24 protein-coding genes, 1 tRNA gene and 1 riboswitch are annotated in these 24,060 nt (G+C 68.4%); of the genes, 14 read left to right on the top strand and 11 right to left on the bottom strand.

Annotation, left to right across the window (positions count from 1 at the left end; translation table 11 throughout):
• Positions 1–3 precede the first annotated feature (3 nt).
• The 11 genes from HQQ85_RS15760 to HQQ85_RS15710 are packed head-to-tail and all read left to right on the top strand — an operon-like array spanning position 4 to position 11,179.
• Complete coding sequence (locus tag HQQ85_RS15760; RefSeq protein WP_173183453.1) at positions 4–2,802, top strand: phage tail tape measure protein; 2,799 nt, start codon at positions 4–6, stop codon at positions 2,800–2,802.
• On the top strand, positions 2,799–3,617 hold the full coding sequence (locus HQQ85_RS15755; RefSeq protein ID WP_173183452.1) for a hypothetical protein: 819 nt from the start codon (positions 2,799–2,801) through the stop codon (positions 3,615–3,617). Before HQQ85_RS15760 ends, HQQ85_RS15755 begins: the two co-directional genes overlap by 4 nt.
• On the top strand, positions 3,614–4,729 hold the full coding sequence (locus HQQ85_RS15750; protein ID WP_173183451.1) for a hypothetical protein: 1,116 nt from the start codon (positions 3,614–3,616) through the stop codon (positions 4,727–4,729). Before HQQ85_RS15755 ends, HQQ85_RS15750 begins: the two co-directional genes overlap by 4 nt.
• Positions 4,722–5,591: a hypothetical protein gene (locus HQQ85_RS15745; RefSeq protein WP_173183450.1), complete on the top strand. Its 870-nt coding sequence runs from the start codon at positions 4,722–4,724 to the stop codon at positions 5,589–5,591. Before HQQ85_RS15750 ends, HQQ85_RS15745 begins: the two co-directional genes overlap by 8 nt.
• A gap of 8 nt (positions 5,592–5,599) precedes the next feature.
• Positions 5,600–6,169: a hypothetical protein gene (locus HQQ85_RS15740; protein ID WP_173183449.1), complete on the top strand. Its 570-nt coding sequence runs from the start codon at positions 5,600–5,602 to the stop codon at positions 6,167–6,169.
• 16 nt (positions 6,170–6,185) lie between these two features.
• A complete protein-coding gene (locus HQQ85_RS15735; RefSeq protein ID WP_173183448.1) occupies positions 6,186–7,043 on the top strand; it encodes a hypothetical protein in 858 nt (285 codons plus the stop codon).
• Between the two features lie 2 nt (positions 7,044–7,045).
• Positions 7,046–7,456: a hypothetical protein gene (locus tag HQQ85_RS15730; RefSeq protein WP_173183447.1), complete on the top strand. Its 411-nt coding sequence runs from the start codon at positions 7,046–7,048 to the stop codon at positions 7,454–7,456.
• Between the two features lie 6 nt (positions 7,457–7,462).
• A complete protein-coding gene (locus HQQ85_RS15725; protein ID WP_173183446.1) occupies positions 7,463–7,783 on the top strand; it encodes a hypothetical protein in 321 nt (106 codons plus the stop codon).
• A gap of 11 nt (positions 7,784–7,794) precedes the next feature.
• On the top strand, positions 7,795–8,295 hold the full coding sequence (locus HQQ85_RS20820; protein WP_216851763.1) for a hypothetical protein: 501 nt from the start codon (positions 7,795–7,797) through the stop codon (positions 8,293–8,295).
• Positions 8,288–8,842: a hypothetical protein gene (locus HQQ85_RS15715; protein ID WP_173183445.1), complete on the top strand. Its 555-nt coding sequence runs from the start codon at positions 8,288–8,290 to the stop codon at positions 8,840–8,842. Before HQQ85_RS20820 ends, HQQ85_RS15715 begins: the two co-directional genes overlap by 8 nt.
• Before the next feature lie 9 nt (positions 8,843–8,851).
• Positions 8,852–11,179 carry a right-handed parallel beta-helix repeat-containing protein gene (locus HQQ85_RS15710; protein ID WP_173183444.1) on the top strand — a complete coding sequence of 776 codons (2,328 nt, stop codon included), beginning with the start codon at positions 8,852–8,854 and terminating at the stop codon, positions 11,177–11,179.
• Between the two features lie 116 nt (positions 11,180–11,295).
• Here HQQ85_RS15710 and HQQ85_RS15705 read toward each other — a convergent pair whose 3' ends face one another.
• The 5 genes from HQQ85_RS15705 to HQQ85_RS15685 all read right to left on the bottom strand — a co-directional run bounded on the left by HQQ85_RS15705 (position 11,296) and on the right by HQQ85_RS15685 (position 15,352).
• Entirely contained in the window at positions 11,296–11,772 is a 477-nt protein-coding gene (locus tag HQQ85_RS15705; protein ID WP_173183443.1) for a hypothetical protein, read from the bottom strand.
• A 363-nt stretch (positions 11,773–12,135) separates the two neighbouring features.
• Positions 12,136–12,208 (bottom strand) — tRNA-Lys (locus tag HQQ85_RS15700).
• Positions 12,208–13,164 carry a tyrosine-type recombinase/integrase gene (locus HQQ85_RS15695; RefSeq protein WP_216851762.1) on the bottom strand — a complete coding sequence of 319 codons (957 nt, stop codon included), beginning with the start codon at positions 13,162–13,164 and terminating at the stop codon, positions 12,208–12,210. The genes HQQ85_RS15700 and HQQ85_RS15695 overlap by 1 nt, the downstream gene beginning before the upstream one ends.
• 279 nt (positions 13,165–13,443) lie before the next feature.
• On the bottom strand, positions 13,444–14,880 hold the full coding sequence (locus HQQ85_RS15690; protein WP_173183442.1) for a cell wall-binding repeat-containing protein: 1,437 nt from the start codon (positions 14,878–14,880) through the stop codon (positions 13,444–13,446).
• Positions 14,881–14,974: 94 nt separating this feature from the next.
• Positions 14,975–15,352 (bottom strand): DUF6264 family protein, encoded by a 378-nt coding sequence (locus tag HQQ85_RS15685; protein WP_173183441.1) that lies wholly within the window; start codon positions 15,350–15,352, stop codon positions 14,975–14,977.
• A gap of 98 nt (positions 15,353–15,450) precedes the next feature.
• On the opposite strand from HQQ85_RS15685, the gene HQQ85_RS15680 reads away from it, so the two are divergent.
• Both HQQ85_RS15680 and HQQ85_RS15675 read left to right on the top strand, forming a co-directional pair.
• Positions 15,451–16,191: a DUF3800 domain-containing protein gene (locus tag HQQ85_RS15680; RefSeq protein ID WP_173183440.1), complete on the top strand. Its 741-nt coding sequence runs from the start codon at positions 15,451–15,453 to the stop codon at positions 16,189–16,191.
• Between the two features lie 187 nt (positions 16,192–16,378).
• Complete coding sequence (locus HQQ85_RS15675; protein ID WP_173183439.1) at positions 16,379–17,083, top strand: M50 family metallopeptidase; 705 nt, start codon at positions 16,379–16,381, stop codon at positions 17,081–17,083.
• Here the strand turns inward: HQQ85_RS15675 and HQQ85_RS15670 are convergent.
• The 6 genes from HQQ85_RS15670 to HQQ85_RS15645 form a co-directional block, all read right to left on the bottom strand.
• A complete protein-coding gene (locus HQQ85_RS15670) occupies positions 17,051–17,986 on the bottom strand; it encodes a DUF4436 family protein (protein ID WP_173183438.1) in 936 nt (311 codons plus the stop codon). The two genes, HQQ85_RS15675 and HQQ85_RS15670, sit on opposite strands and share 33 nt — an antisense overlap.
• 27 nt (positions 17,987–18,013) lie before the next feature.
• Positions 18,014–18,301 carry a hypothetical protein gene (locus tag HQQ85_RS15665; RefSeq protein WP_173183437.1) on the bottom strand — a complete coding sequence of 96 codons (288 nt, stop codon included), beginning with the start codon at positions 18,299–18,301 and terminating at the stop codon, positions 18,014–18,016.
• 138 nt (positions 18,302–18,439) lie between these two features.
• On the bottom strand, positions 18,440–19,360 hold the full coding sequence (locus HQQ85_RS15660) for an aldose 1-epimerase family protein (protein ID WP_173183436.1): 921 nt from the start codon (positions 19,358–19,360) through the stop codon (positions 18,440–18,442).
• A 75-nt stretch (positions 19,361–19,435) separates the two neighbouring features.
• Positions 19,436–20,317, bottom strand: coding sequence for a bifunctional methylenetetrahydrofolate dehydrogenase/methenyltetrahydrofolate cyclohydrolase (locus tag HQQ85_RS15655; RefSeq protein WP_173183435.1), 882 nt, complete (start codon positions 20,315–20,317; stop codon positions 19,436–19,438).
• A complete protein-coding gene (gene glyA / locus HQQ85_RS15650; RefSeq protein WP_173183434.1) occupies positions 20,311–21,585 on the bottom strand; it encodes a serine hydroxymethyltransferase in 1,275 nt (424 codons plus the stop codon). Before glyA ends, HQQ85_RS15655 begins: the two co-directional genes overlap by 7 nt.
• 41 nt (positions 21,586–21,626) lie before the next feature.
• Positions 21,627–21,708: riboswitch (ZMP/ZTP riboswitch) on the bottom strand.
• A gap of 7 nt (positions 21,709–21,715) precedes the next feature.
• A complete protein-coding gene (locus tag HQQ85_RS15645; RefSeq protein ID WP_371741932.1) occupies positions 21,716–22,951 on the bottom strand; it encodes an MFS transporter in 1,236 nt (411 codons plus the stop codon).
• Between the two features lie 218 nt (positions 22,952–23,169).
• Between HQQ85_RS15645 and purU the strand changes: the two genes are divergently transcribed.
• Complete coding sequence (gene purU / locus HQQ85_RS15640) at positions 23,170–24,027, top strand: formyltetrahydrofolate deformylase (protein WP_173183432.1); 858 nt, start codon at positions 23,170–23,172, stop codon at positions 24,025–24,027.
• The last annotated feature ends 33 nt before the right edge of the window (positions 24,028–24,060 follow it).

The raw sequence follows: 24,060 nt of genomic DNA, 5'->3' as shown, positions 1-24,060 counted from the left end.
CCGATGGCTGTAAAGCAGCTGGTCTTCGAGCTCATCGGAAAAGACAAGTCCGCGTCGACCACCGTCCGCGGTATCGGCGCAGCCTTCACCGACCTCGGCCGGGTGTCGATGGGCGCCGGTATCGCCATCGGCGCCGGCGTCGGCGTCGCGGTGGCGAAGTTCGCAGAGTTCGACGCGCAGATGTCCTCCGTGCAGGCATCCACGCACGAGTCCGTCGGCAACATGAACCTCCTGCGGAATGCGGCACTGCAGGCCGGCGCGGACACCGCCTTCACCGCCACCCAGGCGGCCCAGGCCGAGGAGGAGCTCGCCAAGGCGGGCGTCTCCACGTCCGACATCCTCGGCGGCGCTCTGAAGGGCTCCCTCGACCTCGCCGCCGCAGGGCAGACCGACGTCGCGGCGGCAGCCGAGTACGCCGCCACGGCGATGACGCAGTTCAAGCTGGCCGGCACAGACGTGCCCCACATCGCCGACCTCCTCGCCGCCGGCGCTGGCAAGGCGCAGGGCTCCGTCGATGACCTCGCCCAGGCGCTCAACCAGGGCGGCCTCGTAGCAGGCCAGGCGGGCTTCTCCATCGAGGAGACCACCGGCGCGCTCGCGGCTTTCGCTGCGGCCGGTCTGACGGGCTCCGATGCGGGCACCTCGCTGAAGACCAGCATCCTCGCGATGCAGAAGCAGTCCTCCACCGCCGCCGGCGTGATGAAGGACTACGGGCTGTCCTTCTACGACGCCAACGGCAACATGCTCTCGATGACCGGCATCGCCGGCGAGCTCAACGAAAAGCTGAAAGGCCAGACCGACGAGGCGCGGAACGCCGCCCTCGCCACGATCTTCGGCAACGACGCGGTGCGCGCGGCGAACGTGCTCTACGAGCAGGGCGCCGACGGCATCCAGTCGTGGATCGACAAGGTGGACGACCAGGGCTACGCGGCCGAGACCGCCGCTACCCGACTCGACAACCTGTCAGGCGACGTCGAGAAGCTCGGCGGATCCTTCGAGACCGCCCTCATCGGCTCGGGCTCCGCCGCGAACGAAGCACTCCGCGGCCTCACCCAGGCCACGAACGGGCTCATCGACGGCTACAACAACATGCCCGCCGCCGCGCAGGGCACCGTCACCGCGATCGCCGCCGTGACCGCCGGCGTGCTGCTGGTCGGCGGCGCGGCCATGATCGCCGTGCCCCAAATCGCTAAGTTCAAGGGCGCCCTCACCACCCTCGACATCACCGGCGCCAAGGTAGGCAAGACCCTCGGCCGCGGCGCCGGCCTCGCCGCTGGTCTCGCCGCCATCAGCGGCATCGTCTCCTCCTACGGCAACTCGGTGTCCCTCGCCGCAGAAGACACCGCCCGCCTCAACACGATCGCGAAGAACGGCAACCTCTCCGCCCTCTCCGACGAGTTCGTCGACAGCACCGGCAACGCGCTCGACTTCGGGTCGGCGATGGACACCCTCTTCACCGACAACTTCTGGATGTCGTACGCCGGCGGACCCCAGCAGCTCAACGGCGCCATCAAGGGCCTCACCCTCGGCATGGTCGACCTCGGCGCCTGGGCCGACACGAACAAGGCCAAGTTCGCGCAGCTCGGCGAGCAACTCGCAACCACCGCGTCAACGGACCTGAAGGGCGCCTCGTCGGCGTTCAAGGAGTACGTCGACCTGGCCGTCAAGTCGGGCCGCTCGCAGGACGAGGCGGTCAAGCAGGCGCTCTCAGCATTCCCCGCGTACAAGGCGTCGCTCATCGAGCTCGCCGGAGCTCAGGGTGTCGTCGCGACCGACTCCGACCTGATGACCCTCGCCCTCGGTGAGGGCTCCACGGCCACGCAGATCATGCGCGACCAGACCGCTCGAGCTTCGACAGGTCTGCAGGACATGTCGGCCTCTGCTCAGGATGCGTCGGGCGACCTCGAAGACCTCGTGTCCCGGCTGCGCGACTTCGCGTCGGGGCAGTTCGACATGAACGCCGCGCAACGCGATCTCGAGGCGGCCGTCGATTCTGCGACGGAGACGCTGCAAGGGCAGATGGATGCCTACCAGACTGCCAACGGCACCATGGAGGGCTTCACCGCCACGCTCGACATCAACGAGCAGGCCGGCCGTGACAACGCGGCGGCACTCGACGAGATCGCTCGGAAGGCGAACGAGTCAGCCGCCGCGATCCTGGCGCAGACGGGCTCGACGGATCAGTCGACCGGGGCACTGACCCGGGGCAAGGACGCGCTCTATGCGCAGCTCGCCGCGTTCGGGATCACCGGCGCCGCCGCTGACGAGTACGTGGCGAAGCTGCTCGCCACCCCGAGCGACATCGCCACGGAGGTGCAGCTCCACGGGCTGTCCGCTGCGGAGGAGGCGCTACAGGAGCTCAGCCGCACCCGCGTCGCCAACATCATCGTCAACTCCACGAACCCCAACATCGGCTTCGGCCTCGGCGATGGATCGGCGAACGGAAACCTCTTCGACGGCAGCGTCGCACGACGGTTCGCCAACGGCGGCATGGCCGAGGGCATCTACCGGGGCCGCCCCGGCGCGCTCTACAAGTACGCAGAGACCGAGACCGGGTGGGAGGCGTTCATCTCCGGCCGCCCCGGGCAGGAGCGCCGCAACCGCAGCATCGCGCTCGAGGCGCTCGACCGCCTCGGCGGTGCACCTCAGGTCGCTACGTCGCCGACGCTCGTCGGTGGCGGCGGGGTGCAGGTGCGGATCGTCAACAAGAGCGGCGCGAGCCTCTCCGACCTGATCGACATGCACATCACCCAGAACGGGCGCACCCGCAAGGTCGCGCTCGAGAACGGATCCCGCTCATGAGCACGACCGTCGAGGTGTTCAGCACACCGGGCGAGCTGCCCTTCGCGCTGCTCGTCGTGGATGAGCCGGCCGCAGCGACCCTCCGCATCGATCAGACGTCGGAGGGTCGCACGCGGCCGGTGCGCGGCGCCATCGGCATCGAGCCAGGCACCCCGGTGCCGACTTACGAGATCCCGTTCAACGTGCCAGTCAGCTACCGTGCGGAGCTCTTCGCCACGGACGGCACCACTCTCGGCTTCACCACCCCGGTCGAGGTGACGCTGCTCTGCGAGGAGACGTGGGTGCATCAGCCGCTCGACCCGAGCCGCGCAGCCACGGTCGACCTCGACGAGCAGACGGCCGAGCAGATCGAGCGGCCCACCCCGGGCGAGCTGCGGTGGGCCGAGAACGCATCGCTCCCTCGCCGCATCGGGAAGCGCCGCCGTGGCATCGTCGAGATGCCCCTGGTGATGGAGACGCACACCGAGGAGCAGGCCACCGCTCTGAGCTCCACCCTCGGCGACGGCGAGGGCAACGCGCTTCCGTCCGTGCTCTGCATCCGCACCCCGGGCCCCGAGCCGCGCATCCCGCGTCTGCTGTTCGCCGCGATCGACGTGCTCACCGAGGTGGGCGTCAACGTCAGCCGCGGCGGCCGGCTCATCCGGTGGACGACGTCGGTCACTGAGGCTCTGCCGGCGGCGCCGGGTCTGAACGCTTCGACCCTGTCGTACGACGACATCGACGCCGCCTACGTCGACTACGACGCCGCGGACGACGCATACGCCTCCTATGACAGCCGCGACACCGACTACTCCCTCGCCGGGACCGCGCCGTGAGGCAGCATTCGGCGCAGCTGCGCGAGGTGCTCGCGCTCGGCTCCTTCGACCACGAATACACGTTCGATCTCTACTACGACCGCGAGCGTCGCCGTGCGGACATGCCGGTCGAGGACGTCAAGCTCAACGAGGACGCCACCGGCACGATCCAGCAGTCGGGCTCGCTGACCGTCCTCTGGACTGACGAATTCGGTGCGTCCCTCTCGCCCAGCGGTATCGGTGACGAGCTCGCCCCCTTCGGTGCGGTCATCCACCTCTTCTCGACGATCACCGCCGGCTCGTTCCGTGAACGAGTGCTGATGGGCCAGTACGAGATCACGAACGTGCCCGCCGCGCTCGACGAGCAGGCCGTCTTCCAAGGCCAGAACATCACGATCAACTCCGTCGTCGACATCGAATTCAAGGAGCTCCTCAACAGCGTCGAGCAGGACCGCTTCGACGCCCCGTACGCGCCCCGAGACCTGTCGTCGACCTGGGCCGAGCTCGCCCGCGTGGTCGGCATGCCGATCGTGCGCTCGCTGCCGGATGCGCCGATCTCACGCAGCGTCGTCTACGAGGAGTCGCGCATCGACGCGATCTACGACCTCGCCGAGCAGGTGGGCGGGGTACCGCACATCACACCCGAGGGGGCGCTCGCCGTGCGCCCGGATGCATGGCCAGCGCCGGTGGACACCCTCGAGCGCGGCAACAAGGGCACCGTCGTCGAGGTGCAGGGCGCCCTGTCTTCGGATGGCGTCAGCAACCGGGTGGTCATCCGTGGCCGCAGCGACGAGCAGGAGTCGATTCTGGGCATCGCGGAGATCACGGAGGGGCCGCTGCGGGTGCGGAACGCGGACGGCTCGCAGTCACCGTTCCGTCGCCGCACCCGCTACTTCTCGAGCGAGTACGTCACGAACAACGACCAGGGCGCCGCGTGGGCGCGCAAGCAGCTGCCGGTCGTGTCGCGGCTGTCGGTGACTCTCGACGTCACCGAGTTCTTCAACCCGCTGCGCGAGCGAGGCGACGTGCTCCGCCTCCGCCGCGGCGAGGATCTGCTGCTCGTTCGCATCCTCGACATCCGCCGTGACTCCGGCCCCGAGATGGACATGACCGTGGAGGTGGCAGGTGGCTGACGACGTCCGCGTTCTCCTCGGCCTGATCAACGGCAAGTCCAAAGTCAACGTCTACGTCGGCGAATACCGGGGACTCTCCGACGATCGGAAATTGCTGGTCGACGTCGGTGGAAGCCGGGTGCCGGTGGAGACGCTGACCCCGTACCGGCCGAGCCTCAACGAGTCGGTGTGGGTCTGGTTCGTGGACGAGCGCCCGTTCATGATGGGCCCAGTCGAACCGAAGGCCGCCACCGGCACCGTGCTGTCGGTCGCCGACGGGCTGCTCGTGCTGAGCACGGATATGGGCGAGCTGAAGGACGTGCCCTACGGCGGCGAAGAGCCGGCCGTCGGGGTGTCGGTGCGGCTGCACTGGTCGGATGGGCCCTACGCCCTGTCAGTGCCCTCGGCCGACGTCGCGGCACCGCCGGTCCCCGACCCGCCCACGGCCACCGGTGAGGTGAAGTCGCCCGAGTTCCGGGCGATCGACTCGGGCCAGTTCTACAGCCGCTGGCAGAACAACGCACTCCGCGCCTCCGACAACGTCTCAGGCGCCTACTTCTACGGCACCGCGATCGCCGACACGATCCCCGCCGACGCCCGCAACGTATCCGGCCAGGTCTACCTCCCGCTCGTGCAAGAGATGGGCGAGTGCCGGATCGGCCGCCACGCCTTCGCCTCCATGCCCGACGGGTGGACGGGCAGCACGGACGAGGTTGCCCTCTCGCCTCGTGGCGGCTGGGTCGCCGTGCCTGCGCCGATCCTCGCCGCGCTCATCGCGGCACCGGGCGGCATCACCCTCGTCTCCGGCAACGGCGACAACCGGTGGAACGGCACCCAGCTCGACGGCCTGTCGGGCTGTCTCCGCATCACCTACACCTCCTAGGAGACCCAGTGGGCTTCACCAACACCTCACCGCACGGCGGCCCGGTCTACGTCAAGACCCCCACCCAGACCGTCGCCGACCTCAACCGGCTGCGAGCGTTCGTCGAGACGACCGGCAACCAGAAGGTCGGCACCACCACCCAGCGCAACGACCCCTCCACCGTGAAGTGGGAAGGGCTGCTCTGGTGGGACACCACCCTCGAGATCCTCTACGTCTACAGCGACGGCGCCTGGACGGCCATCGCTGGCGTCCCCGCCATCGGCACCCTCAACCACGCCGGCGGCATCACATCCCGCCCCGCCGTGGAGCGCCTCGAACGCGACTACCGCGGCCAGGTCCGCGGCGCCTGGGTCGGCCAGTACAGCGCGGCGCTCGCCGACGGGTCGACGCTCGGCACCATGCCCGAGGGCTTCCGGCCGCCGGAGACGATCGAGATCGTCGCGGCGATGTCGCAGGGCGGCACTGCCAGCGCCTGCCTCGTGACCATCGGCGCCAACGGCCTCATCCGGGTCTACGGCATCGGCGGCACCGGCAACTCGAAGGTGTCCATCCCGCTCGATTACCCCGCAGCAACCTAGGAGGCCCCAGATGGGCATGGTAGACGGCACTGGCCTGGTCGAGTGGGAGGGTGGTCTGTTCGATCCGAATGGCTCGCTCCTCGCTCGCGTCATGTGGGCATTCGCGAACATTCGAGCTGAGGGCATCAGCATCCTGCTGAATGAGGCAGGCCGACCGTACGGCGTCCCCAGTGACCGCTACGCCGACAGTGCGGCCAACACGCAGTCGGGTCGCTCGACGGTCTGGTACCAGTGGGGCCGCTACCTCCGTGGCGAGACCCCGTCTGCGGCCAACCCGGCCTTCGGGCCGTACGCCTCCGAGCACACCCAGGGCCTGGCGATCGATTCGAACACGTCGAACATGTCGGTCCGCGCTCGCATCCTCCGCATGGTCGGGATGGTCAACACCATCGCGTCCGAGTCGTGGCACTCCGCGATCCGCTACGACTCCGAAGTCCCCCTCGCCGACTTCGCCGGCGGCAACTCCACCCCCATCACCGCAACGGAAGAGGACATCATCATGTCGAACATCGACGACCTGCTCGCCGCGCAGAAGCAGACCAACGACCTGCTCGCCGCCCTCCTCGGCACCCTCGCAACCGCCGACGATGCAACCAAGACTGCAACCGTCGTGCGCTCCTACGCCGACGAGGCGCAGAACCGCGTCACCACCGCGCTCATCTTCCCCGACGGCAAGGCGGTCAAGCTCTCCGAGAGCGACGACGTCGACCAGGCCGTCCTCGCGCATGTGCAGGTCTACGGCCTCAAGCCGACGAACGAGAAGAACGCGGCCCCTCGCGAGCGGTTCGGCTCCCAGGTGTCGCCCGTCCAGTGGCGGGAATTCTGGAAGCACTTCACGGGCGAGAAGCGCGGCTTCGACGCGAACGGCATCTGACCGTGGGTGTCCGCGCTCTCTGGCGCTCGGTCCGAGAGCCCCGGACGCTGAAGTCGATCTACGGCGCCATCTACTCGGTGGTGCTGCTCGGCGGCATCGGCACCCTGCTCTCCCCACCGCAGTCGATCGCCGGCGAGCTCGGCCCCGTGCTGACGGTCATCTGGTCGGTGGCGTTCATCATGGGCGCCACCGGCGGGATGCTCAGCGTGATGCCCGGGTGGTGGTGGGCCGAGCGTCTGTCGATCTACTTCATCTGGACAGGCTTCGGCATCTACCTCTTCGTCGTGATCAACCTGCACTTCACCGCGAACGGATCCCGCATCACACAGATAGCGACCATCGTCATCGCAGTGGCCCTCTTCCTCATCCGGCGGGTACAGATCCACGGGTACAGCTTCGAGCCCCGGAGGTAGCCCCCGATGACGACCGAGCAAATCGTCACCATCGCAGTCGCGGTGCTCGCCGGCGGCTTCGCGACGAAGCTGCTCGACATCCTCCGCGACGCCCGCGTCGGCCAGCTGCAGAAGCGGCGAGCCGAGGTCGACCGCGCCATCAAGGAGCGCGACACCGCGGTGCGCGAACGAGACGACGCCCGCGCCGAGACCTCCTGGTGGACGCGCTGGTCGCGCGTGCTCGAGGAGTCCCTCGCCATCCACCGGCGCCGCATGATCGACGCCCCCTGCCTCACCCCCGAAGACCTCCCCCCGTACCCGGCACGCCCGGACCGCGACAAGCCCTGAAGGAGCACCCCGTGAACCCCACCCCAAACGACACCATCACCGCCTACATCCGCACCTACGTGCCCTACGGCATCGGCGCGGCCCTCGCGTGGCTCCTCGCCACCATCGGCCTCGACCTCACGGGCGACTTCCAGATCGCCCTCATCGCGCTCGCGGTGGTGCTGGTGACGAACGCATACTACCTCGCGGTGCGGCTGCTCGAGCGGGTGCTGCCCATCCTCGGTGTGCTGCTCGGCATCCCGAAGACGCCGGAGTATGGCGAGGTCTCGAACCTGTGGGCATCCTTCGTCCGCACCGCCATCCCCACCCTCGTCGGCGCGCTCGTGACCACCGTGCTCGGCATCATCTTCCACCTCGACGCGCAGACCCAGTCGGTGTTCATCGTGCTCGGCATCGCCGTGATCGAAGCCGCCTACTACGGACTCGCCCGCAACCTCGTCGCCCGCTACCCCGGGCTCGTGTTCCTCCTCGGCTCCGACGTGACTCCGGTCTACGAGCCCCGGCATGGCTGAGCCCGACGGGGTGATGCCCGGCTCGCTGTGGCCGCCCGATTGGAACACCGGGTGGGTGACATGGCGGTACGCCAACATCCTCGGCCAGCCCAAGCAGGGCAAGGTGCGTCTCTCGCTCGCGGTCGGGCGAGCAGTGTCGCCGGAGTACGAGACGGCGATCATCGGCGGCGTGATCGAGGTCACGCTCGTGGATGGGAAGCCCTCGGGCGACTTCGTGCAGCTGAACAGCGCCGGCGTCCCGTGCATCGAGGTGCCCCGCGGCGACGACCCCGACGTCGTCCCGAACCCCATCCAGATCATCGCTGACGAGGTCTTCTCCGACGGAGGCGGCGCCGTCTCCCGGTTCGTGGTCTCGGCCGAGCACACGCTCAACGCCCCGCTCTGGATCAGCGGCAACCTCAACAGCGTCTCTGATCAGCCCGGAGTCGTCGCTCAGATCGTCTGGTACGTGCCGCTCGAAGAGTCGGGGCCACCCGCACTAGCGCAGGTCGACGACGTCGTCTGGTACATCGACACCGGCCACATCACCCAGATCACGAGCCTCTAGGAGTGCCGGATGGCTACGCAGAAAACCCTCGCCCAACTCGCCACCACTGCCTCGATCGGGGTGGCGCTCTCTGACGCCCTAGCCGATCCTGACAGCGCCGCATCTCAGACCCTCGCACAGGCCATCAAGGGCTCATTCGCGCCGGCGACCAGGGTGCGGAGCATCACCGAATTCCTCAACCCCGGCGAGACTCTCGATGTCACCGGCCAGGCGTCCATCCATGCCGTATTCCAGCGTGCGATCAACGCTCTCAGCGCGCTGTACGTGGCAGATGCGAGCTCCGCATTCGGTCAGCGGGGGTACGAGATCGAATTCCCGGCGGGGCACTTCCGTCAGACCCAGGAGGCGCAGGCAAAGACCGGAGTTGGTGTTCGAGGGCAGGGCCCGACGCAGACGGTGTTCCACCCGGAGGGCACCCAGCGCTTCATGGCCGGTGGTGCCGACACGGTCGACATCAACCTGGTATTCGCGGACAACAACTTCACGAGCTTCACCGTGGACAGCGCGAAGGTGCAGAAGTCGGGAGCGACCTACGACGGATCGATCAAGGGCATCTTCATCCGAAACATGCTCCGTCCTCGCTTCGACACCGTGCACATCGTCAACACCTGGGCCACCGCGTTCGGGCTCGACTACCTGCGGGATGGCGACTTCGTCGACTGCTTCGCCAAGAACACGGGCCGCGGGCACCGCGCCAACGCAATTGGGAAGCCTACCGACGACGAGCGAGTGGGATCTGGCGCAGGCTTCGGGCTGGGAACAGGGCTGTATCAGGACGAGCCGGTGCGGTTCACGAATTGCGCGGCAGAGGACTGCTACACCTCCGCCTTCTTCACGGAGACGGTGGCATCTGTCGGCGCCACGTACCGCTCGCGCGGGCACCAGTTCATTGGCTGCTCAGGGAAGGGCTCTCAGTACGGGTTCCTGGACGCCGGTTCGGACGGCGCGATTGTGGCCGGCTGTAACTTTTCCTACAACCTGCTGTGCGGTGTGGGTCTCGATGGTACCCACGCGGCCCCGGGTGCTGGTGTAAACGGCAAGGTCACGGATACCGTCATCGCTTACAACGGCGAGGGCAATTCGTCGGCTGCGGGGGTGCTCATCACTCGAGCGCTGTTCGGTCGGTACCGCATCGACGGCTGCACCATCACGGGCAACTTCGGCCCCGGAATCAAGTTCGCCAAGGATGACACCGATACCTACGGCGCCGACGCATGTATCGCGATCGTTGGCAACGAGATCACCTTCAACCAGGGGGCGGCGATCCGCGCCGCGCGTCTCATGCCGCCGCGCACTGCGATCGACCGGAACACCACCTATGGCAACACCGCAGCCCTCGAGATCGTGAACGGGACATCGTCGTACACCCACGAGGGGCTACGACTGCGTTTCAATGACTTCGCCGAGACATCGACGGTGACCCAGACGCTGTCCAACCCGGTCGTCACGAACAACATCGGCATCAACGCGACCATCCCGCAGGCGGTGGCTGCAGCTGCGGACGCGACCGTCAATGGCAAGGTGACGCTGACGTGGACAGCGCCGCTCGAGACGCCGACGGACTATCGAGTGGAGTGGCAGAACACCAACACGGGCACCTGGAATACGGTGTCTCGCACCGCTTCCACCTCGACGTCGCAGACAATCACCGGCCTGCCGTCGTTCGCGAAGCTCGCGTTCCGCGTGGCTGGCATCGTGTCGGGCGCAGTCGGCACCTACTCGTCCCTGGTCTACACGAAACTCATCCCCGCGCCCTACGCGGCGGACTACTTCAATCGCGCCGACGGAGTCCTAACGACCGCACCAGATGGGCAGAACACGCTCACCTGGAACGACCGTGATGCTGGTGCTTGGTCAATCCTGTCGCTGTCCGCGCGACCGACCGTCACCTACACGAACAGTGTTCGAAAGGCGCTGACGCTCGACACCGGGTCGGCCGATGGGGCAGTGCGGGCGCGGTACTTCAAAGCGCCCCCAGTGGCGACGGACGTTTCCACGTCCGGGCTGCTCGTCCGCTACGTGGACTCCTCGAACTATGTGGTGCTCGACATGACGTCGGCCGGGGTGTGGCAGCTGCGGAAGCGGGTAGCCGGCACCTACTCCACCATCCAAGGGGCAATCGCGACTGCGGCCGTTGGCGATCTGGTGATGGTGCAGTTCAGCGGCAACGTATACACGGTGACCATCAACGAAAATCCGTCCGTCACTGCCACCGATGCGGGTTCGTCACTGATCACCGCCACGAGCCGCGGGCTTATGCAGGCCGGGGCGAACGTGTCGGGCGGTGGCAGCCCGATGAAGTGGGACGACTTCGAAACCTGGAACGTCGCAGCCTAGGAGGGCTGGGTCGGGCAGTCCCATTTTCCGCAACGTTCGCTCGAACACGAGAGCCCCTCGCTCCGCCCCTCGTCTTGAGGTGGCCGGAGCGGGGGGCTCATTCGTCGTTCCGGCCATCAGTCGTTGAGGGTGATGACCGAGTCCATGCCGCGGTCGGGGTGGTAGGAGAACGAGATTTCGTAGTCGTCCCACTCTTCTGTCTGTCGCCCGTCCATCGACGTCGTCTGCTCCATGTGAGAGGTGACGGCGGACGGAGCGTCCAGCGCGTCCATGATGCAGAAGAGTTGGTCGATGTCGACGCCGGCAGAATCGTCCTGCCCCCTGCTCTCGATCGTCAGGCTCTGCCCCTCATCACCGACGACGGCGTAGGAGCGGTTCGCCCCGCAGCTGTTCACCGCGAGCAGCAGCTCTCGCGACTTGCCCTCTTCTGCAGCGGCCGAAGCCGTCGCGACCGCCGCCGCCTCGTCGCTCTCGTGCACGGCGGCCACACCAGCCGAAGCGCCGACCCCGACGCCCACACCGACCAGGAGTCCGATCACACCCGTCAGCGCCGGCACCACCCACCGGCGACCACGCCGCACCGGCAGTTCCACCGCTCCACTATCAGCACCATCGCTCATCCTGAACCCCATCCAACGCCTTGCGACGACTCCCCCGCCGCTACTGAGCGCCTATTCTGCCAGACCGCGGGACTCTGTCGGCGCTCGCCGTAGGCGTCAGCCCCATGCTCCCGTCGGCGTCGTGTTGAGTTGCGGCTCCACCAGGCCGTGCAGCGCATCTCAGTGGCATGCTGTTGCGGCGGCCTCAAGGGTGTCGAAGTACCCGGCGCCAACGAGTCGGCGGGGGTCGACCGACGTTCACCGCCCGGAACCGCCAGACCGTCTCCCCGTCATGCTGGACGGGAAAGGGTGCTCCTCTCGGAGCGCGCCGGCCCGCGCGGACTGTCGGTGGTCGAGTGCCCCCTGTCAGGCTCGAACTGACGACCCATGGATTAAAAGTCCACTGCTCTACCAACTGAGCTAAAGGGGCTACGCGGCTATTCTGTCACGACGTGCCCGCTGGGCGGTTGCAGCTGATCGCTGCGAGGCGCGGCGCCGAGTGATCGCGGGCATCTTCGCCACGGCTGCCACCATCTCCTCGTCGGTGACCTCCATGTAGAGCTGGGTGGTGGCGAGCGAGGCGTGGCCCAGCATCTCTTGGACCGTGCGCACGTTGACGCCCTCGCGAAGGAGGGTGGTGGCGTAGAAGTGCCGCAAGGAGTGTCCGGTCAGGCGGCCGTCGGTGATGCCAGCGGATCGGATCGCCTTGCCGATCCGATCGGACGCGGATGCCATCAGGATGTGGCCGCCGCCGTTAGGAAAGAGCTTGTTGCTGCCGGGTGTCGGGAACCACCAGCCGGTACGCGGATACTCAGCGGCCATTTCGAGCAGGAGTGGGTGCAGTGGGACGGTGTGCTCGAGGCCGCCCTTTCGGACGGAATGCAGAGTGCCGGCGACGTGGTCGATGTCCTGGCCCCGTATCCGTACGATCTCGCCGATACGCAGGCCGGAGAGCGCGGCAATGGTGACGATGTCGCGGGTGCGCTTGTAGATGCCTGAGTCGAGGATGTCGTCGACCTGACCGGCCCGAAGTGGCCGCGCGCGACGCCTCGGCACCTTCACCTTCGGGAGTGCGGCGGCGGGGTCGGTGTCGCGGTATCCCTCGGCGTGCATCCAGGCGAAGAACGTCTGCAGGTAGGAGCGCTCGGACTGCTTCGTTCCGGCGGCGAGTGGCTTGCCGGTGCGCGGGTTGGGCCGTCCGAGCAGGATCAGAAGGTCGCGCTTGGTCACTTCCAGTGGCGTGCGCCCCGACTGTCGCTCGAGCAGTCTGAGGCACTCCTCGCGGTTGCGAATAGTCTTCTCGGACAGATTCGCGGCTCGCTGATGCAGCGCGAATTCATCGATGTAGTAGTGCCATTGTGCTGCTGTACTCGTGCGTCGTTGCATGACTGACCCATCTCTTCGGGCCGACAATGTAACGGGTTGAAACGCAATTACGTTCCGGGGTGAAGTATTCGGAGCAATGGCCTCCGCGGATTGGTTCAAGCCCCGACGAGTGCGGATGCGCCGAAAAGTGGCGTGACGGTAGCGAGCTCCTCGTGGTGGACGTACGACGTAGCGGCGGACGGAAAGACCAGAACATCGGCCCCATAATCCGCGGGTCGAGGGTTCGAGCCCCTCCGGGCCCACCGCGTGATCACTGCGATCGGCGCCCCTCGCCCACTGTCAGTCGACCACCATCGGAGGCGGGCAGACGGAGAGTTGCTCCACCGAGGTGCTCAGCGCGTTCTTACCGCCGACCAGCACGACCCACTCGACTCCACGATCGAGCATCGACGCCTTAACGCTTTCGGGCACGCAGTCGGTCTGCGACAGGTACAACGGCTGGACGAATGATCCCGCGGAAGCGGCTGCTGACAGCGCATCGGGGAAGTTCGAACCGGTGACGAGGTACGCGTAGCGCGGGACGCCAGTCTGATACTTCTGAACGAGCAGCGCGGCGGTGTCGTAGCGGTCCTCGCCCGCAACCCGCTCGGTTCCGGCAATTCCTTCCAGGTCGGAGCTGATTCCGTCTGAGACGGCGTTCGTCCCGCCTGCGATGAAGAGCCCCGTGGGCTGGAGCTCCGTGAGGAGGTCAGTCGTCGCCTCGTCGAGCGAATCCTTCGACCCGTCGACGAGGACCACCGGTGACGTGCGCGCCCCGGCGATCGCTCCTGCCGTGAGCGCATCCGGGTAGTTGGTACCGGTCGCGATGAACGGCGAGACACCCTTCGCGAGATCGGCGAACGCGAACTCGGCCACGTTCCTCGAGACCTCGTATCGGTCCGCGCCCGAGATCCGGATGGTGTCGGGAACCATCGCCTTGAGTTCCGAGAACACCGAGTCGGTCACGGCGTTCGGCCCTCCCACTACGACGACCTTGGACGCCCCCAATCGTTCGATCTCGGCCTTCACCTTAGCGGGAAGGTTGTCCGATTCGGTGAGGAGCAGAGGGTCGTGGCCTCGGATCGCGGCAGGCCCGGCTGAGAGAGCATCGGGATAGTTCTCCCCCGTCACGATCCAGACAGCATCGGCGCCACTGTCAGGCCAGTGATTCCGCGACACGCTCACAGCAGTTGAGTATCTTTCGGCACCCTCGAGGCGCGAAATGGTCGTCGGGGTTTCGCTCGAGAGCGGGAGGTTGATGTTGAGTCCAGTCAGGTCTTCCCCCGCTTTGACCGTCGTCACCAGAGCTTTCGACGGATCAGGCGTTCCACCGAGATACTGCGTCTGGTAGCGGGCGCCCGGGAAGGAAGGCCCGCCCGTCGAGGGATAGAAGATGATGCGGTACTTCCCCGGCTTGGGCGTGCTCACCTTGAAGCTGCCGTCTTGGCCGGTTCCAACGAAGCTGTAGAGCCCGCCGTCGGCGCCGAGGAGCTGGACGGTCACGCCGGTGCCGGGGGTCTGACCTGCACCCAAGGTGACGGTTCCCGAGAGATAGGCGTACTCGGCGTCGGCCCGCTCCGAGGCGGGAGGAGTTGACGTGGATGCCGCGGCCGGAAGTGCCAGGCCGCCCACACCCAAGGTCGTCGCTGCGAGGACTGCCGGGACGGCGAACCTCAGCGAGACCCTTCGCAGTTTTCGAGAGGTGATCGTCCGGTCCGAGCGTCTGGTTCGTGTCATTCGTGGTTCCCCCTGTGTGCGGCGTCGTACACGGCGGAGCTTACGCCCTACACGTGTCGAGCGTGGGTGGGCTGCCGGCGCCCGACATCCCCGATCAGCGGTTGAGGCTGGCCATCAGGAGGCCGTAGCCGGCGCCCCACACGGCCAGGGCCGCGAGCGCGCCCACGACGGGCACCCACCACGAGCGCCGCCGGCGCGTCAGCCGCACGATCGTCCAGACGATCGCCGCGAGGTAGACGAGGGGCGGCGCCAGGAGCGCGATGAAGTAGCCGACCCCCATCAGGCTGAAGTCGCAGTCGGTGCCGGAGCCGCATCCGTCGGACACCATCGCCAGGAACAGCGACACGAAGGCGAGCATCGCGATGCCGATCGCGCCCAGCACGAGCAGCACCACCGCCACCACCACGTCCCCGACCCGAGACGGCGCCGCCCTCCCGGGCCCGACCTCGAAGGCCGGCGGATACCCGCTCATCCCGCGCCCCTCCCCGCCCGTCCGAACGCTCCGATCCTAGGCCACCCGGTGACGGGGCGTCCGTGTAGTGAGCTAGGCTCACTACCCAGAGAGGGGTCGTGGTGTTCGGTGACTACGTCGTCTATGTCGACGAGAGCGGCGACCACGAGCTGGCCAAGGTGAACCCGCAGTTCCCGGTGTTCGTGCTCGCCTTCTGCATCTTTCCGGTGCGAGACTACGTCGAGCGCATCGTCCCTGCGGTGCAGCGGTTGAAGTTCCGGTACTTCGGGCACGACATGGTCGTGCTGCACGAACGCGAGATCCGAAAGGCGCTGCCCCCGTTCGACATCCTCCTCCGGCCCGACGTCCGTGAGGCGTTCATGACGGATCTGACCTCGATCATCGAGGCCGCGAGGTTCGGCGTCGTGGCGTGCGTGATCGACAAGGAGAAGTTCGTCGACCGCAGAGGCTCCAGCGAGAATCCGTACCACGTAGCGCTCGAGTACGGCCTCGAGCGGGTGTTCTTCCAGCTGCAGCAACGGAATCAGGTCGGGCGCACCACGCACGTCGTCTTCGAGAGCCGTGGACGGCAGGAGGACCGGCTCCTCGAGCTCGAGTTCCGCCGCGTGCAGGGAACGACGAGGGTGCGGGGGCTGGCCCAGACCCTCGAATTCCGGTGCGCCCCGAAGTCGGCGAACAGTTCGGGACTGCAGCTCGCCGATATGATCGCCCGACCGATCGGCCTCTCCGTCGTGCGGGGCGAGCAGGCGAATCGCGCCTGGGACGTGATCCGCTCGAAGATCGTCACGTCCCCCACCGGCAAGCCCGCGGGCTACGGGCTGAAGGTCTACCCGGGTTGACTGGGCGGGCCTCCGGGACAGCGAAAAGCCTCCGGGATTCCCAGAGGCCTGACGCCGATCGAGCATTCCCGATCCACTTGCACCCATAGTAGCGACTCGGAACCAGGGTTCGGCTCACCGGAAGCTCGTGTGGACCAACTAGGAAAGTGCCCAGTTGTGCAGGAGGAGGGCGGGGTAGCGTTCGGGGGTGGACGGGGTGTGGGAGGTGCTGGTGGCGCGGGCGTCCGCGCCGTCCGCGGTGGGGGTCGCGGTCGCCGTGGGGGTGGCCGTCGTGGTCGTGGGGGTGTCGCCCGCGTGGCGGGTGGCGCGGTTCGTCGTGACGTTGGCGCACGAGGGCGGGCACGCGCTGGCGGCGGTGCTGACGGGGAGGCGGCTGACGGGCATCCGGGTGCACTCGGACACCAGCGGGCTGACGGTGTCGCGCGGGAGACCCCGGGGGCCCGGGATGGTGCTGACGGCCGCCGCCGGGTACCCCGCGCCGGGGCTGCTGGGGCTGGCCGGGGTGTGGCTGACGGTGGAGGGGCACGCGGTCGCGGTGGCGGCCGGGCTCGGAGTGCTCCTTTTGGTGGCGCTGGTGCTCGTGCGCAACGTCGTCGGAACGCTCGTTGTGATCGGTACGGCCGCGGTGCTGGTGGGCGGCCTGCTGCTGCTCCCGAGCGGCATCGGCTCGGCGCTGCCACTGGTGCTGTGCCTCGTGCTCGTGGCGGGGGCCGTGCGGTCGTCGGTCGAACTCGGCTTCAGCAGGCGAGCCAGGGGCACGTCCGACGCGGACGCCCTCGCCCGCCTCACGCACGTGCCCGCCGTTCTCTGGGTGGCGGCCTTCGTGGGCCTCACCGCAGCCGCGGCCGTGGCGACGGCGCTAGTGCTGGGGCTGCTCGGCTTCGTGCGCTGAGCGGGGCGAGGCCCGGGTGCCCCACCGGTTCCAGGCGAGGATGTAGATCGTGAGGCCCGTGACGAGGCCGACGATCACCCACAGCACGACGAGGTAGTCGATCCACGAGCCGACCGGCGGCGAGCCGGGCAGGAAGTTGCGGAGCGGGATCGTGGCGAAGATCATCGCGCCGATCCAGCTGGTGAGGGTGGCCTCGACCTTGCGGCGGCCGGTGTAGGCGCTGATCGCCACGAAGAGAACCAGTACCGGAACGATCGCCATCAGGCCGAGCAAGACGATGCCGAAGGCGACGGTGCTGGCCGAGCGGGTGGCGGTGATGACGACGATCGGCAGCGTGACCTTGCCCTGAGCCGTGTCGACCTTGTTGTCGGTGTCGTCGATCTTGTGCATCTCCAGCTGCCATCCCGGCACCGAGTCGTGCAGGCAGACGGTGGTGGGCAGCGCCAGCTCATCGGCACCCGAGCCGGTGAACGCGTAGGTGGTGAGGTCGGCCTCGTAGCTGTCGAACGGCCACTCCTCGACGACCCCGGCCGCGTAGTCGGACTGGGTCGAGCTCGCCAGCGCCTCCCCCTCGGCGAACGACTGCACCAGGCTGCCGTCGACCGGGAACGTCAGGAGGCTGATGCCCTGCTTCGCCGTGTAGCCGTCCAGCGACAGGAAGTTGTCGGAGGGGTCGAGGGTCACCTGGAACTCGAGCCGCTGCTCGGCCGCGTGCACGGCGGCAGGCTGCAGCAGCACCGTCACCCCGTCGGCGCCGTCGATGACCGTCTCGCACTCGTTGCTCGACGCTCGAAGCCCACCGGCGTAGAGCAGCACGACCACGGCGTAGACGATGACGGCGACCACGGCGATGACCGCCGTCAGCCACCGTCGGCGCCGCGGCGGCGGGCTGAGCTCAGTCATAGGCCGAGCCTATCGATCCGCGGAGGCTCAGCCGTCCACGTCGGCGGCCGGCTCCGGCATGATGCGCAGATCGCCCCGGTTGGCCGCCTGCACCATCAGCTCGATCCACGCCCGGTTGATGGCGGCGGGCCGGCTGCCGTAGAAGCGGAACCGCAGCGGGATCGACGGATGCACCCACAGCGTCTCGCGGCCGCTCCCCTGAGCCGGCTCCATCGTCCAGGACAGCGAGAACGCCTCGTGATTGCGCATCTTCGTGAGGATCACGAGGCGCAGATGGGCGAGCAGGCGGTCGTCCATCTCGATCTCCGCCGACATCGGCCCATAGATCAACAGGCCCAAGCCACGCTCCCAAAAGGTTCAGGAGCCCACTTCCGTACTCCTGGAAAAACAGCCTAACGCGGCGCTATTTGCTCCCCAAAATACGCAGAAGGGGCTTGACAACGGCTCAGAGCGTCAGGTCAGGCGGATGCCCCAGCTGAGCTCCCAACGCTCCCCCGGCGCCAGCCAACGCAGCCCCTGACCGCTGTTCAGCGCGTTCGCCGGCGCCGTCATCGGCTCGATCGCGACGGCCCGCCGCGGCCCGTCGATCGACGCGAACGCGGGCGGGGTGAACACCTGCGCATAGCCGAAGGAGGCGTCGGCCCAGAGCTCGACCGCACGGCCGTCGGGGGCCTCGACCCGGTAGCGGCTCCGGCCATCCGTCACCCGCACCCCGCCGTAGCCCTGGTCCATCGTGAGGTCGCCGATGCGCCGCCCGGCGGTGAGGTCGTACTCGGTGCCGGTGACGGGCTCCTCCGACACGGGGATCTGCGCGTCGTCGGTGACGAATCGGGTGCTCGCGTCGACCGTGAGGGTCAGCTCGTCGACGGGCACGTCGCCGACCCTGAGATACGGATGCGCGCCCACCGCCACGGGCGCCGCCGTCGCCGAGGCGTTCGAGAGCGTGTGCGTCACCGTCATCCCGTCGGGCGTCAGAAGGTGCTCGACGGTCGTGTCGACGAGGAACGGGTAGCCGTGCTGCGGGTGCACGGTCGCCGCCTGCAGCACCCGATGCGGCTCCTGCTCGAGCACGCGGTACGCGGTGTTCCGCAGCAGTCCGTGGATGGCGTTGCCCGCCTTCGGCTCGGTCAGGTCGAGCTGCTGCGGCTCGCCGTCGAGCGTCCACCGCCCGCCCGCGACCCGGTTCGGCCACGGCACGAGCACGATGCCGGCGCCGCCCGGCGGGATGGCCGACTCGGCGAAGGGCTCGACGAGGTCGACGCCGTCGATCGAGAGCGAGCGGATGCCCGCCGCCACCTCGGTGACGACGGCGACCACCCGGCGCCCCTCGGCCTCGAGCTCGAGGCGGTACTGGTCTCCGGTGGGTGCGCGCATGGGTCCACCCTAGGACGGCCCGGTCGACCCGCCGAGGCCTCGAGCCGACCCGCCAGGCCGACAGGCGGGACGGCGTCAGCGCGCCCGGCGCTCCGCCTCGTCGATCACGTTGGCCAGCAGCATCGCCCGCGTCATCGGCCCGACCCCGCCGGGAACCGGCGAGAGGTAGCCGGCCACCGACGCGACACCGGGGTCGACGTCGCCGATCAGCCGCGCCTTGCCCGTCTCCTCGTTCACCACGCGCGTGATGCCCACGTCGAGGACGGCGGCGCCGGGCTTCACCCAGTCGGGCTGGATCAGACCGGGCACGCCCACGGCGGCGACCACCACATCCGCCCGGCGCACCTCGGCGGCCAGGTCGGTGGTGCGCGAGTGGGTGAGGGTGACGGTGGCGTCGACGCCCTTGCGCGTCAGGAGCAGCCCGAGCGGACGCCCGACCGTGAGACCGCGGCCGACGACCACGACGTGCTTGCCCGCGAGCGGCACGTCGTAGCGGCCGAGCATCTCGACGATGCCCGCGGGGGTGCAGGGCAGCGGCGAGTCGAGCTCGCCGCCGACGCCCAGCACCAGGCGGCCGAGGTTCGTGGGATGCAGGCCGTCGGCGTCCTTCGCCGGGTCGATCAGCTCGAGCATGGCGTTCTCGTCGATGCCGTTCGGCAGCGGCAGCTGCACGATGTAGCCCGTGACGGAGTCGTCGGCGTTCAGCTGCTCGATGGCAGCCCGCACGTCGGCCTCGGTGGCCGTGTCGGGCAGGTCGACCCGCACCGACTCGATGCCGACCTCGGCGCAGTCGCGGTGCTTGCCGGCGACGTAGGAGATCGATCCGGGGTCGGAGCCGACGAGCAGCGTGCCGAGCCCCGGGTGGATGCCGCGAGAGCGCAGGGCGTCGACCCGCGCTCGGATCTCGTCCTTCAACGCGGTCGCGGTGGCGACCCCGTCGAGGCGCTCGGCTACCACTGCTCGAGGCCCGGGTAGAGCGGGAACCCGTCGGTGAGCGTGAGCACGCGGGCGCGCAGCGACTCGACATCCGGAGCCGGCTTGAGGGCCGTCGCGATGATGTCGGCCACCTCGGTGAACTCGACGTCGCCGAAGCCGCGGGTGGCGAGGGCGGGCGTTCCGATGCGGAGGCCGGAGGTGACCATCGGCGGGCGCGGGTCGAAGGGCACCGAGTTGCGGTTCACGGTGATGCCCACCTCGTGCAGGATGTCCTCGGCCTGCTGGCCGTCGAGCTCCGAGGTGCGGAGGTCGGCGAGCACGAGGTGCACGTCGGTTCCCCCGGTCAGCACGTCGACGCCGGCACCGCGGGTGTCGTCGGCGACGAGGCGCTCGGCCAGGATGCGCGCACCACTCAGCGTGCGCACCTGGCGGTCCTTGAACTCCGGCTCGGCCGCGAGCTTGAACGCGGTGGCCTTGGCGGCGATGACGTGCATCAGGGGGCCGCCCTGCTGGCCGGGGAAGACGTTCGAGTTCAGCTTCTTGGCCAGCTCGGTGTCGCGGCTGATGATGAAGCCGGAACGGGGGCCGCCGATGGTCTTGTGCACGGTCGACGAGACGACGTCGGCGAAGGGCACGGGCGAGGGGTGCAGGCCCGCGGCCACGAGGCCGGCGAAGTGCGCCATGTCGACCCAGAGCTTCGCGCCGACCTCGTCGGCGATGGCGCGGAAGGCCGCGAAGTCGAGCTGGCGGGGGTAGGCCGACCAGCCGGCGATGATGACCTGCGGCTTGTGCTCGAGGGCCTTCTCGCGCACCACGTTCATGTCGACCAGGAAGGTCTCGGGGTCGACGCCGTAGGAGACGGCGTTGTAGAGCTTGCCCGAGAAGTTGAGCTTCATGCCGTGGGTGAGGTGGCCGCCGTGCGCGAGCTCGAGGCCGAGGATGGTGTCGCCCGGGGTGGCGATGGCCGAGAGCACGGCCGCGTTGGCGGTGGCGCCGGAGTGGGGCTGCACGTTGGCGTACTCGGCGCCGAACAGCGACTTGGCGCGGGCGATGGCCAGCTCCTCGGCGATGTCGACGAACTCGCAGCCGCCGTAGTAGCGGCGGCCCGGGTAGCCCTCGGCGTACTTGTTGGTGAGCACGGAGCCCTGCGACTCGAGCACGGCGCGGGGCACGAAGTTCTCGGAGGCGATCATCTCGAGCGTGCCGCGCTGGCGGCCGAGCTCGAGCTTCAGCACCTCGGCGATCTCGGGATCGACCTCGGCCAGGGGCAGATTGAAGGTGTCGGACATGACGGGCTCCTTTTCGGCGTGACGGACTTGAAGGGAGGATTCGTATCGACCCAGGCGCGCGGCCGAATCCCTGTCCGTCGCTTCCCGATGGTGACCATCTGAACGCCAGTTGCGACGGGGCCAGCCTACCTCAGGAGCGGGCTGCGCGGCGAGTAATCATCGGGGTCGCGAGCAGCAGCGAGGCGCCGATCACGATGGCCACGAGGTCGACCCAGGGCAGCACCTCGAGCCCGAAGGTGTCGAGGAAGAGCGCCCCCACTACGGCGCCGAGGCCGATGCCGACGTTGAAGGCCGTCGAATAGAACGCACTCGCGGCGTCGCGGATGGCGGGGTCGGCGACGTGCATCAGCCGCGTGGCCATGAGCGTCGGGATGATGCCGAAGACGACGCCCCAGAGCGCGAAGGAGCCGATCGCGATGACGGGGTTCGCGGTGAAGACCGACAGCACGAGCACCGAGCCCGCCGTGACGGCGAGCGAGACGAGCAGCCCGGTCGAGGGACGCTTGCCGAAGACAGAACCGGCGATGATCAGCCCGAGTGCCCCGGCCACGCCGTAGACGAGCAGCAGCAGGCCGACGTCGCCCTCGGCGACGCCCATCCGGTCGATCATGAACGGCGCGATGTAGGTGTAGAAGGAGTAGTGCCCGACGGTGACGACGGCGGCGAAGATGCAGACCAGGGCCACGGCGGGGATGCTGTCGTTCCAGACGAAGCGGCGTCGGCGGCCGGCGTCGGTGAGCCGCGCATCCTGAACCGCGTGCTTGAGGTGGTCGACCCGGGGCAGCATGAACCAGAGCAGCACGGCGCCCAGGAGGGCGAGGAGCCCGACCACGAGGAACGGGATGCGCCAGCCGAAGGCGTGACCGACCGCGGTGGCCAGCGGCACGCCGAGCACGAACGCGAGGGTTCCACCACCGGTGGTGAGGGCGACGGCGCGGCCGATCTGCTCCTTGGGCACGAGGTGCGCGGAGTACGCGCCGACGACGCCCCAGAACACGCCGTGCGCCATGCCGCCGATGATGCGCACGGCCACGAGGAACTCGTAGCTCGGCGCCATCGAGGCGAGCACGCTGGTGACGGCCACGACGACGAGCACGCCGACGAGCAGCAGGTGCCGGGGCACCCGGCGGAAGAGCAGGCTGAGCGGCACGCTGGTGAGCACGACCGCGAAGGCGAAGAAGCTGATGAGCAGGCCGGTCTGGGACTCGGTGACGCCGAGGCTCGTGCTCATCTCGGGCAGGAGGCCGGTCGGGATCATCTCGGCCGTGACCGAGAGGAAGACGGCGGTCGCGAGGACGATCAGACCGCCCCAGGGGAAGCGCTTGACGACCGGGATCGACCCGGTCTGCGGCAGAAATGTGGTCACAGCAGTGCGCACCATTCGAAGACATCTCGAAATTCGGCGGACAGAGGAGGCTCGAGTGCCTGTTCCTGACGACCTGAAGCGCCGTGGCCAGGTCGACTCGGGGCGAATCGACTTCTCTCGCAGACGGCGACGACTTCGTACATGCCCGTGGCCGGACGATGACCGCGCGACCATTCACTATTCTAGCGGAGAGCCCGTTCCAGGCAAGAGGAGATCCGATGTCGCTGCCGAGAAACCACTGGGTGCTGACGTTCGTCTGCGCCGACCTCCCCGGGATCGTGCACGCGGTCAGTGGCGCGGTGGTCGAGTCGGGCGGCAACATCACCGAGAGCCAGCAGTTCTCCTCCTCCGACACGGGCCGGTTCTTCATGCGCCTGCAGGTCGAGTCGGAAGCGGGCCGCGAGGTGTTCGAGGCCGCCCTCGCCCCGGTGGTCGAGCGCTACGCGATGGACTGGCGGCTCGACACCGTCGGGCGGCCGCTGCGCACCCTCGTGCTCGGCTCGACGGCGGCGCACTGTGTGAACGACCTGCTGTTCCGGCGCCGTGCGGGGCAGCTGGCCGTCGAGATCCCGCTGGTGCTGTCGAACCACGGCGTGCTGCGCGACCTGGCCGGCTTCTACGACGTGCCGTTCGAGTCGCTGCCGGTGACCTCGCCCGAGTCGAAGGCCGCCTTCGAGCGCCGGGTGCTCGAGGTCGTCGAGGAGCACGACATCGAGCTCGTGGTGCTGGCCCGCTACATGCAGATCGTCTCGCCCGAGCTGTGCGAGCGGCTGGCGGGGCGGATGATCAACATCCACCATTCCTTCCTGCCGGGCTTCAAGGGGGCGAACCCCTACAAGCAGGCGCACGCCCGCGGGGTGAAGCTCATCGGCGCCACCGCCCACTTCGTGACGAGCGACCTCGACGAGGGCCCGATCATCGAGCAGAACGTGGTGCGCGTCGACCACACCCGAACGCCCGCCGAGCTGGTGGCGATCGGCCAGGACGAGGAGAGCCGCACCCTCACCACCGCGGTGACCTGGTTCGCCGAGCACCGCGTGCTGCTCGACGGCGCCCGCACGATCATCTTCCGCTAGGCGCGAGCCCGAGCGGTGCCCGTGCGGGCGTCG

Origin of the sequence: Herbiconiux sp. VKM Ac-2851, from assembly GCF_013205105.1 — a bacterium.
Classification (GTDB): Bacteria; Actinomycetota; Actinomycetes; order Actinomycetales; family Microbacteriaceae; genus Herbiconiux; species Herbiconiux flava.
Note: the sequence above shows the minus strand (reverse complement) of the source record. Positions and strands in the feature narration are given on the sequence as shown.

What these genes read in the sequence shown, in the direction of transcription:
- HQQ85_RS15760 (WP_173183453.1), top strand. Translation starts at nt 4, where the DNA reads ATGGCTGTAAAGCAGCTGGTCTTCGAGCTCATCGGAAAAGACAAGTCC.
- HQQ85_RS15755 (WP_173183452.1), top strand. Translation starts at nt 2,799, where the DNA reads ATGAGCACGACCGTCGAGGTGTTCAGCACACCGGGCGAGCTGCCCTTC.
- HQQ85_RS15735 (WP_173183448.1), top strand. Translation starts at nt 6,186, where the DNA reads ATGGTAGACGGCACTGGCCTGGTCGAGTGGGAGGGTGGTCTGTTCGAT.
- HQQ85_RS15725 (WP_173183446.1), top strand. Translation starts at nt 7,463, where the DNA reads ATGACGACCGAGCAAATCGTCACCATCGCAGTCGCGGTGCTCGCCGGC.
- HQQ85_RS15715 (WP_173183445.1), top strand. Translation starts at nt 8,288, where the DNA reads ATGGCTGAGCCCGACGGGGTGATGCCCGGCTCGCTGTGGCCGCCCGAT.
- HQQ85_RS15710 (WP_173183444.1), top strand. Translation starts at nt 8,852, where the DNA reads ATGGCTACGCAGAAAACCCTCGCCCAACTCGCCACCACTGCCTCGATC.
- HQQ85_RS15695 (WP_216851762.1), bottom strand. Translation starts at nt 13,164, where the DNA reads ATGCAACGACGCACGAGTACAGCAGCACAATGGCACTACTACATCGAT.
- HQQ85_RS15690 (WP_173183442.1), bottom strand. Translation starts at nt 14,880, where the DNA reads ATGACACGAACCAGACGCTCGGACCGGACGATCACCTCTCGAAAACTG.
- HQQ85_RS15685 (WP_173183441.1), bottom strand. Translation starts at nt 15,352, where the DNA reads ATGAGCGGGTATCCGCCGGCCTTCGAGGTCGGGCCCGGGAGGGCGGCG.
- HQQ85_RS15670 (WP_173183438.1), bottom strand. Translation starts at nt 17,986, where the DNA reads ATGACTGAGCTCAGCCCGCCGCCGCGGCGCCGACGGTGGCTGACGGCG.
- HQQ85_RS15665 (WP_173183437.1), bottom strand. Translation starts at nt 18,301, where the DNA reads ATGTCGGCGGAGATCGAGATGGACGACCGCCTGCTCGCCCATCTGCGC.
- HQQ85_RS15660 (WP_173183436.1), bottom strand. Translation starts at nt 19,360, where the DNA reads ATGCGCGCACCCACCGGAGACCAGTACCGCCTCGAGCTCGAGGCCGAG.
- glyA (WP_173183434.1), bottom strand. Translation starts at nt 21,585, where the DNA reads ATGTCCGACACCTTCAATCTGCCCCTGGCCGAGGTCGATCCCGAGATC.
- purU (WP_173183432.1), top strand. Translation starts at nt 23,170, where the DNA reads ATGTCGCTGCCGAGAAACCACTGGGTGCTGACGTTCGTCTGCGCCGAC.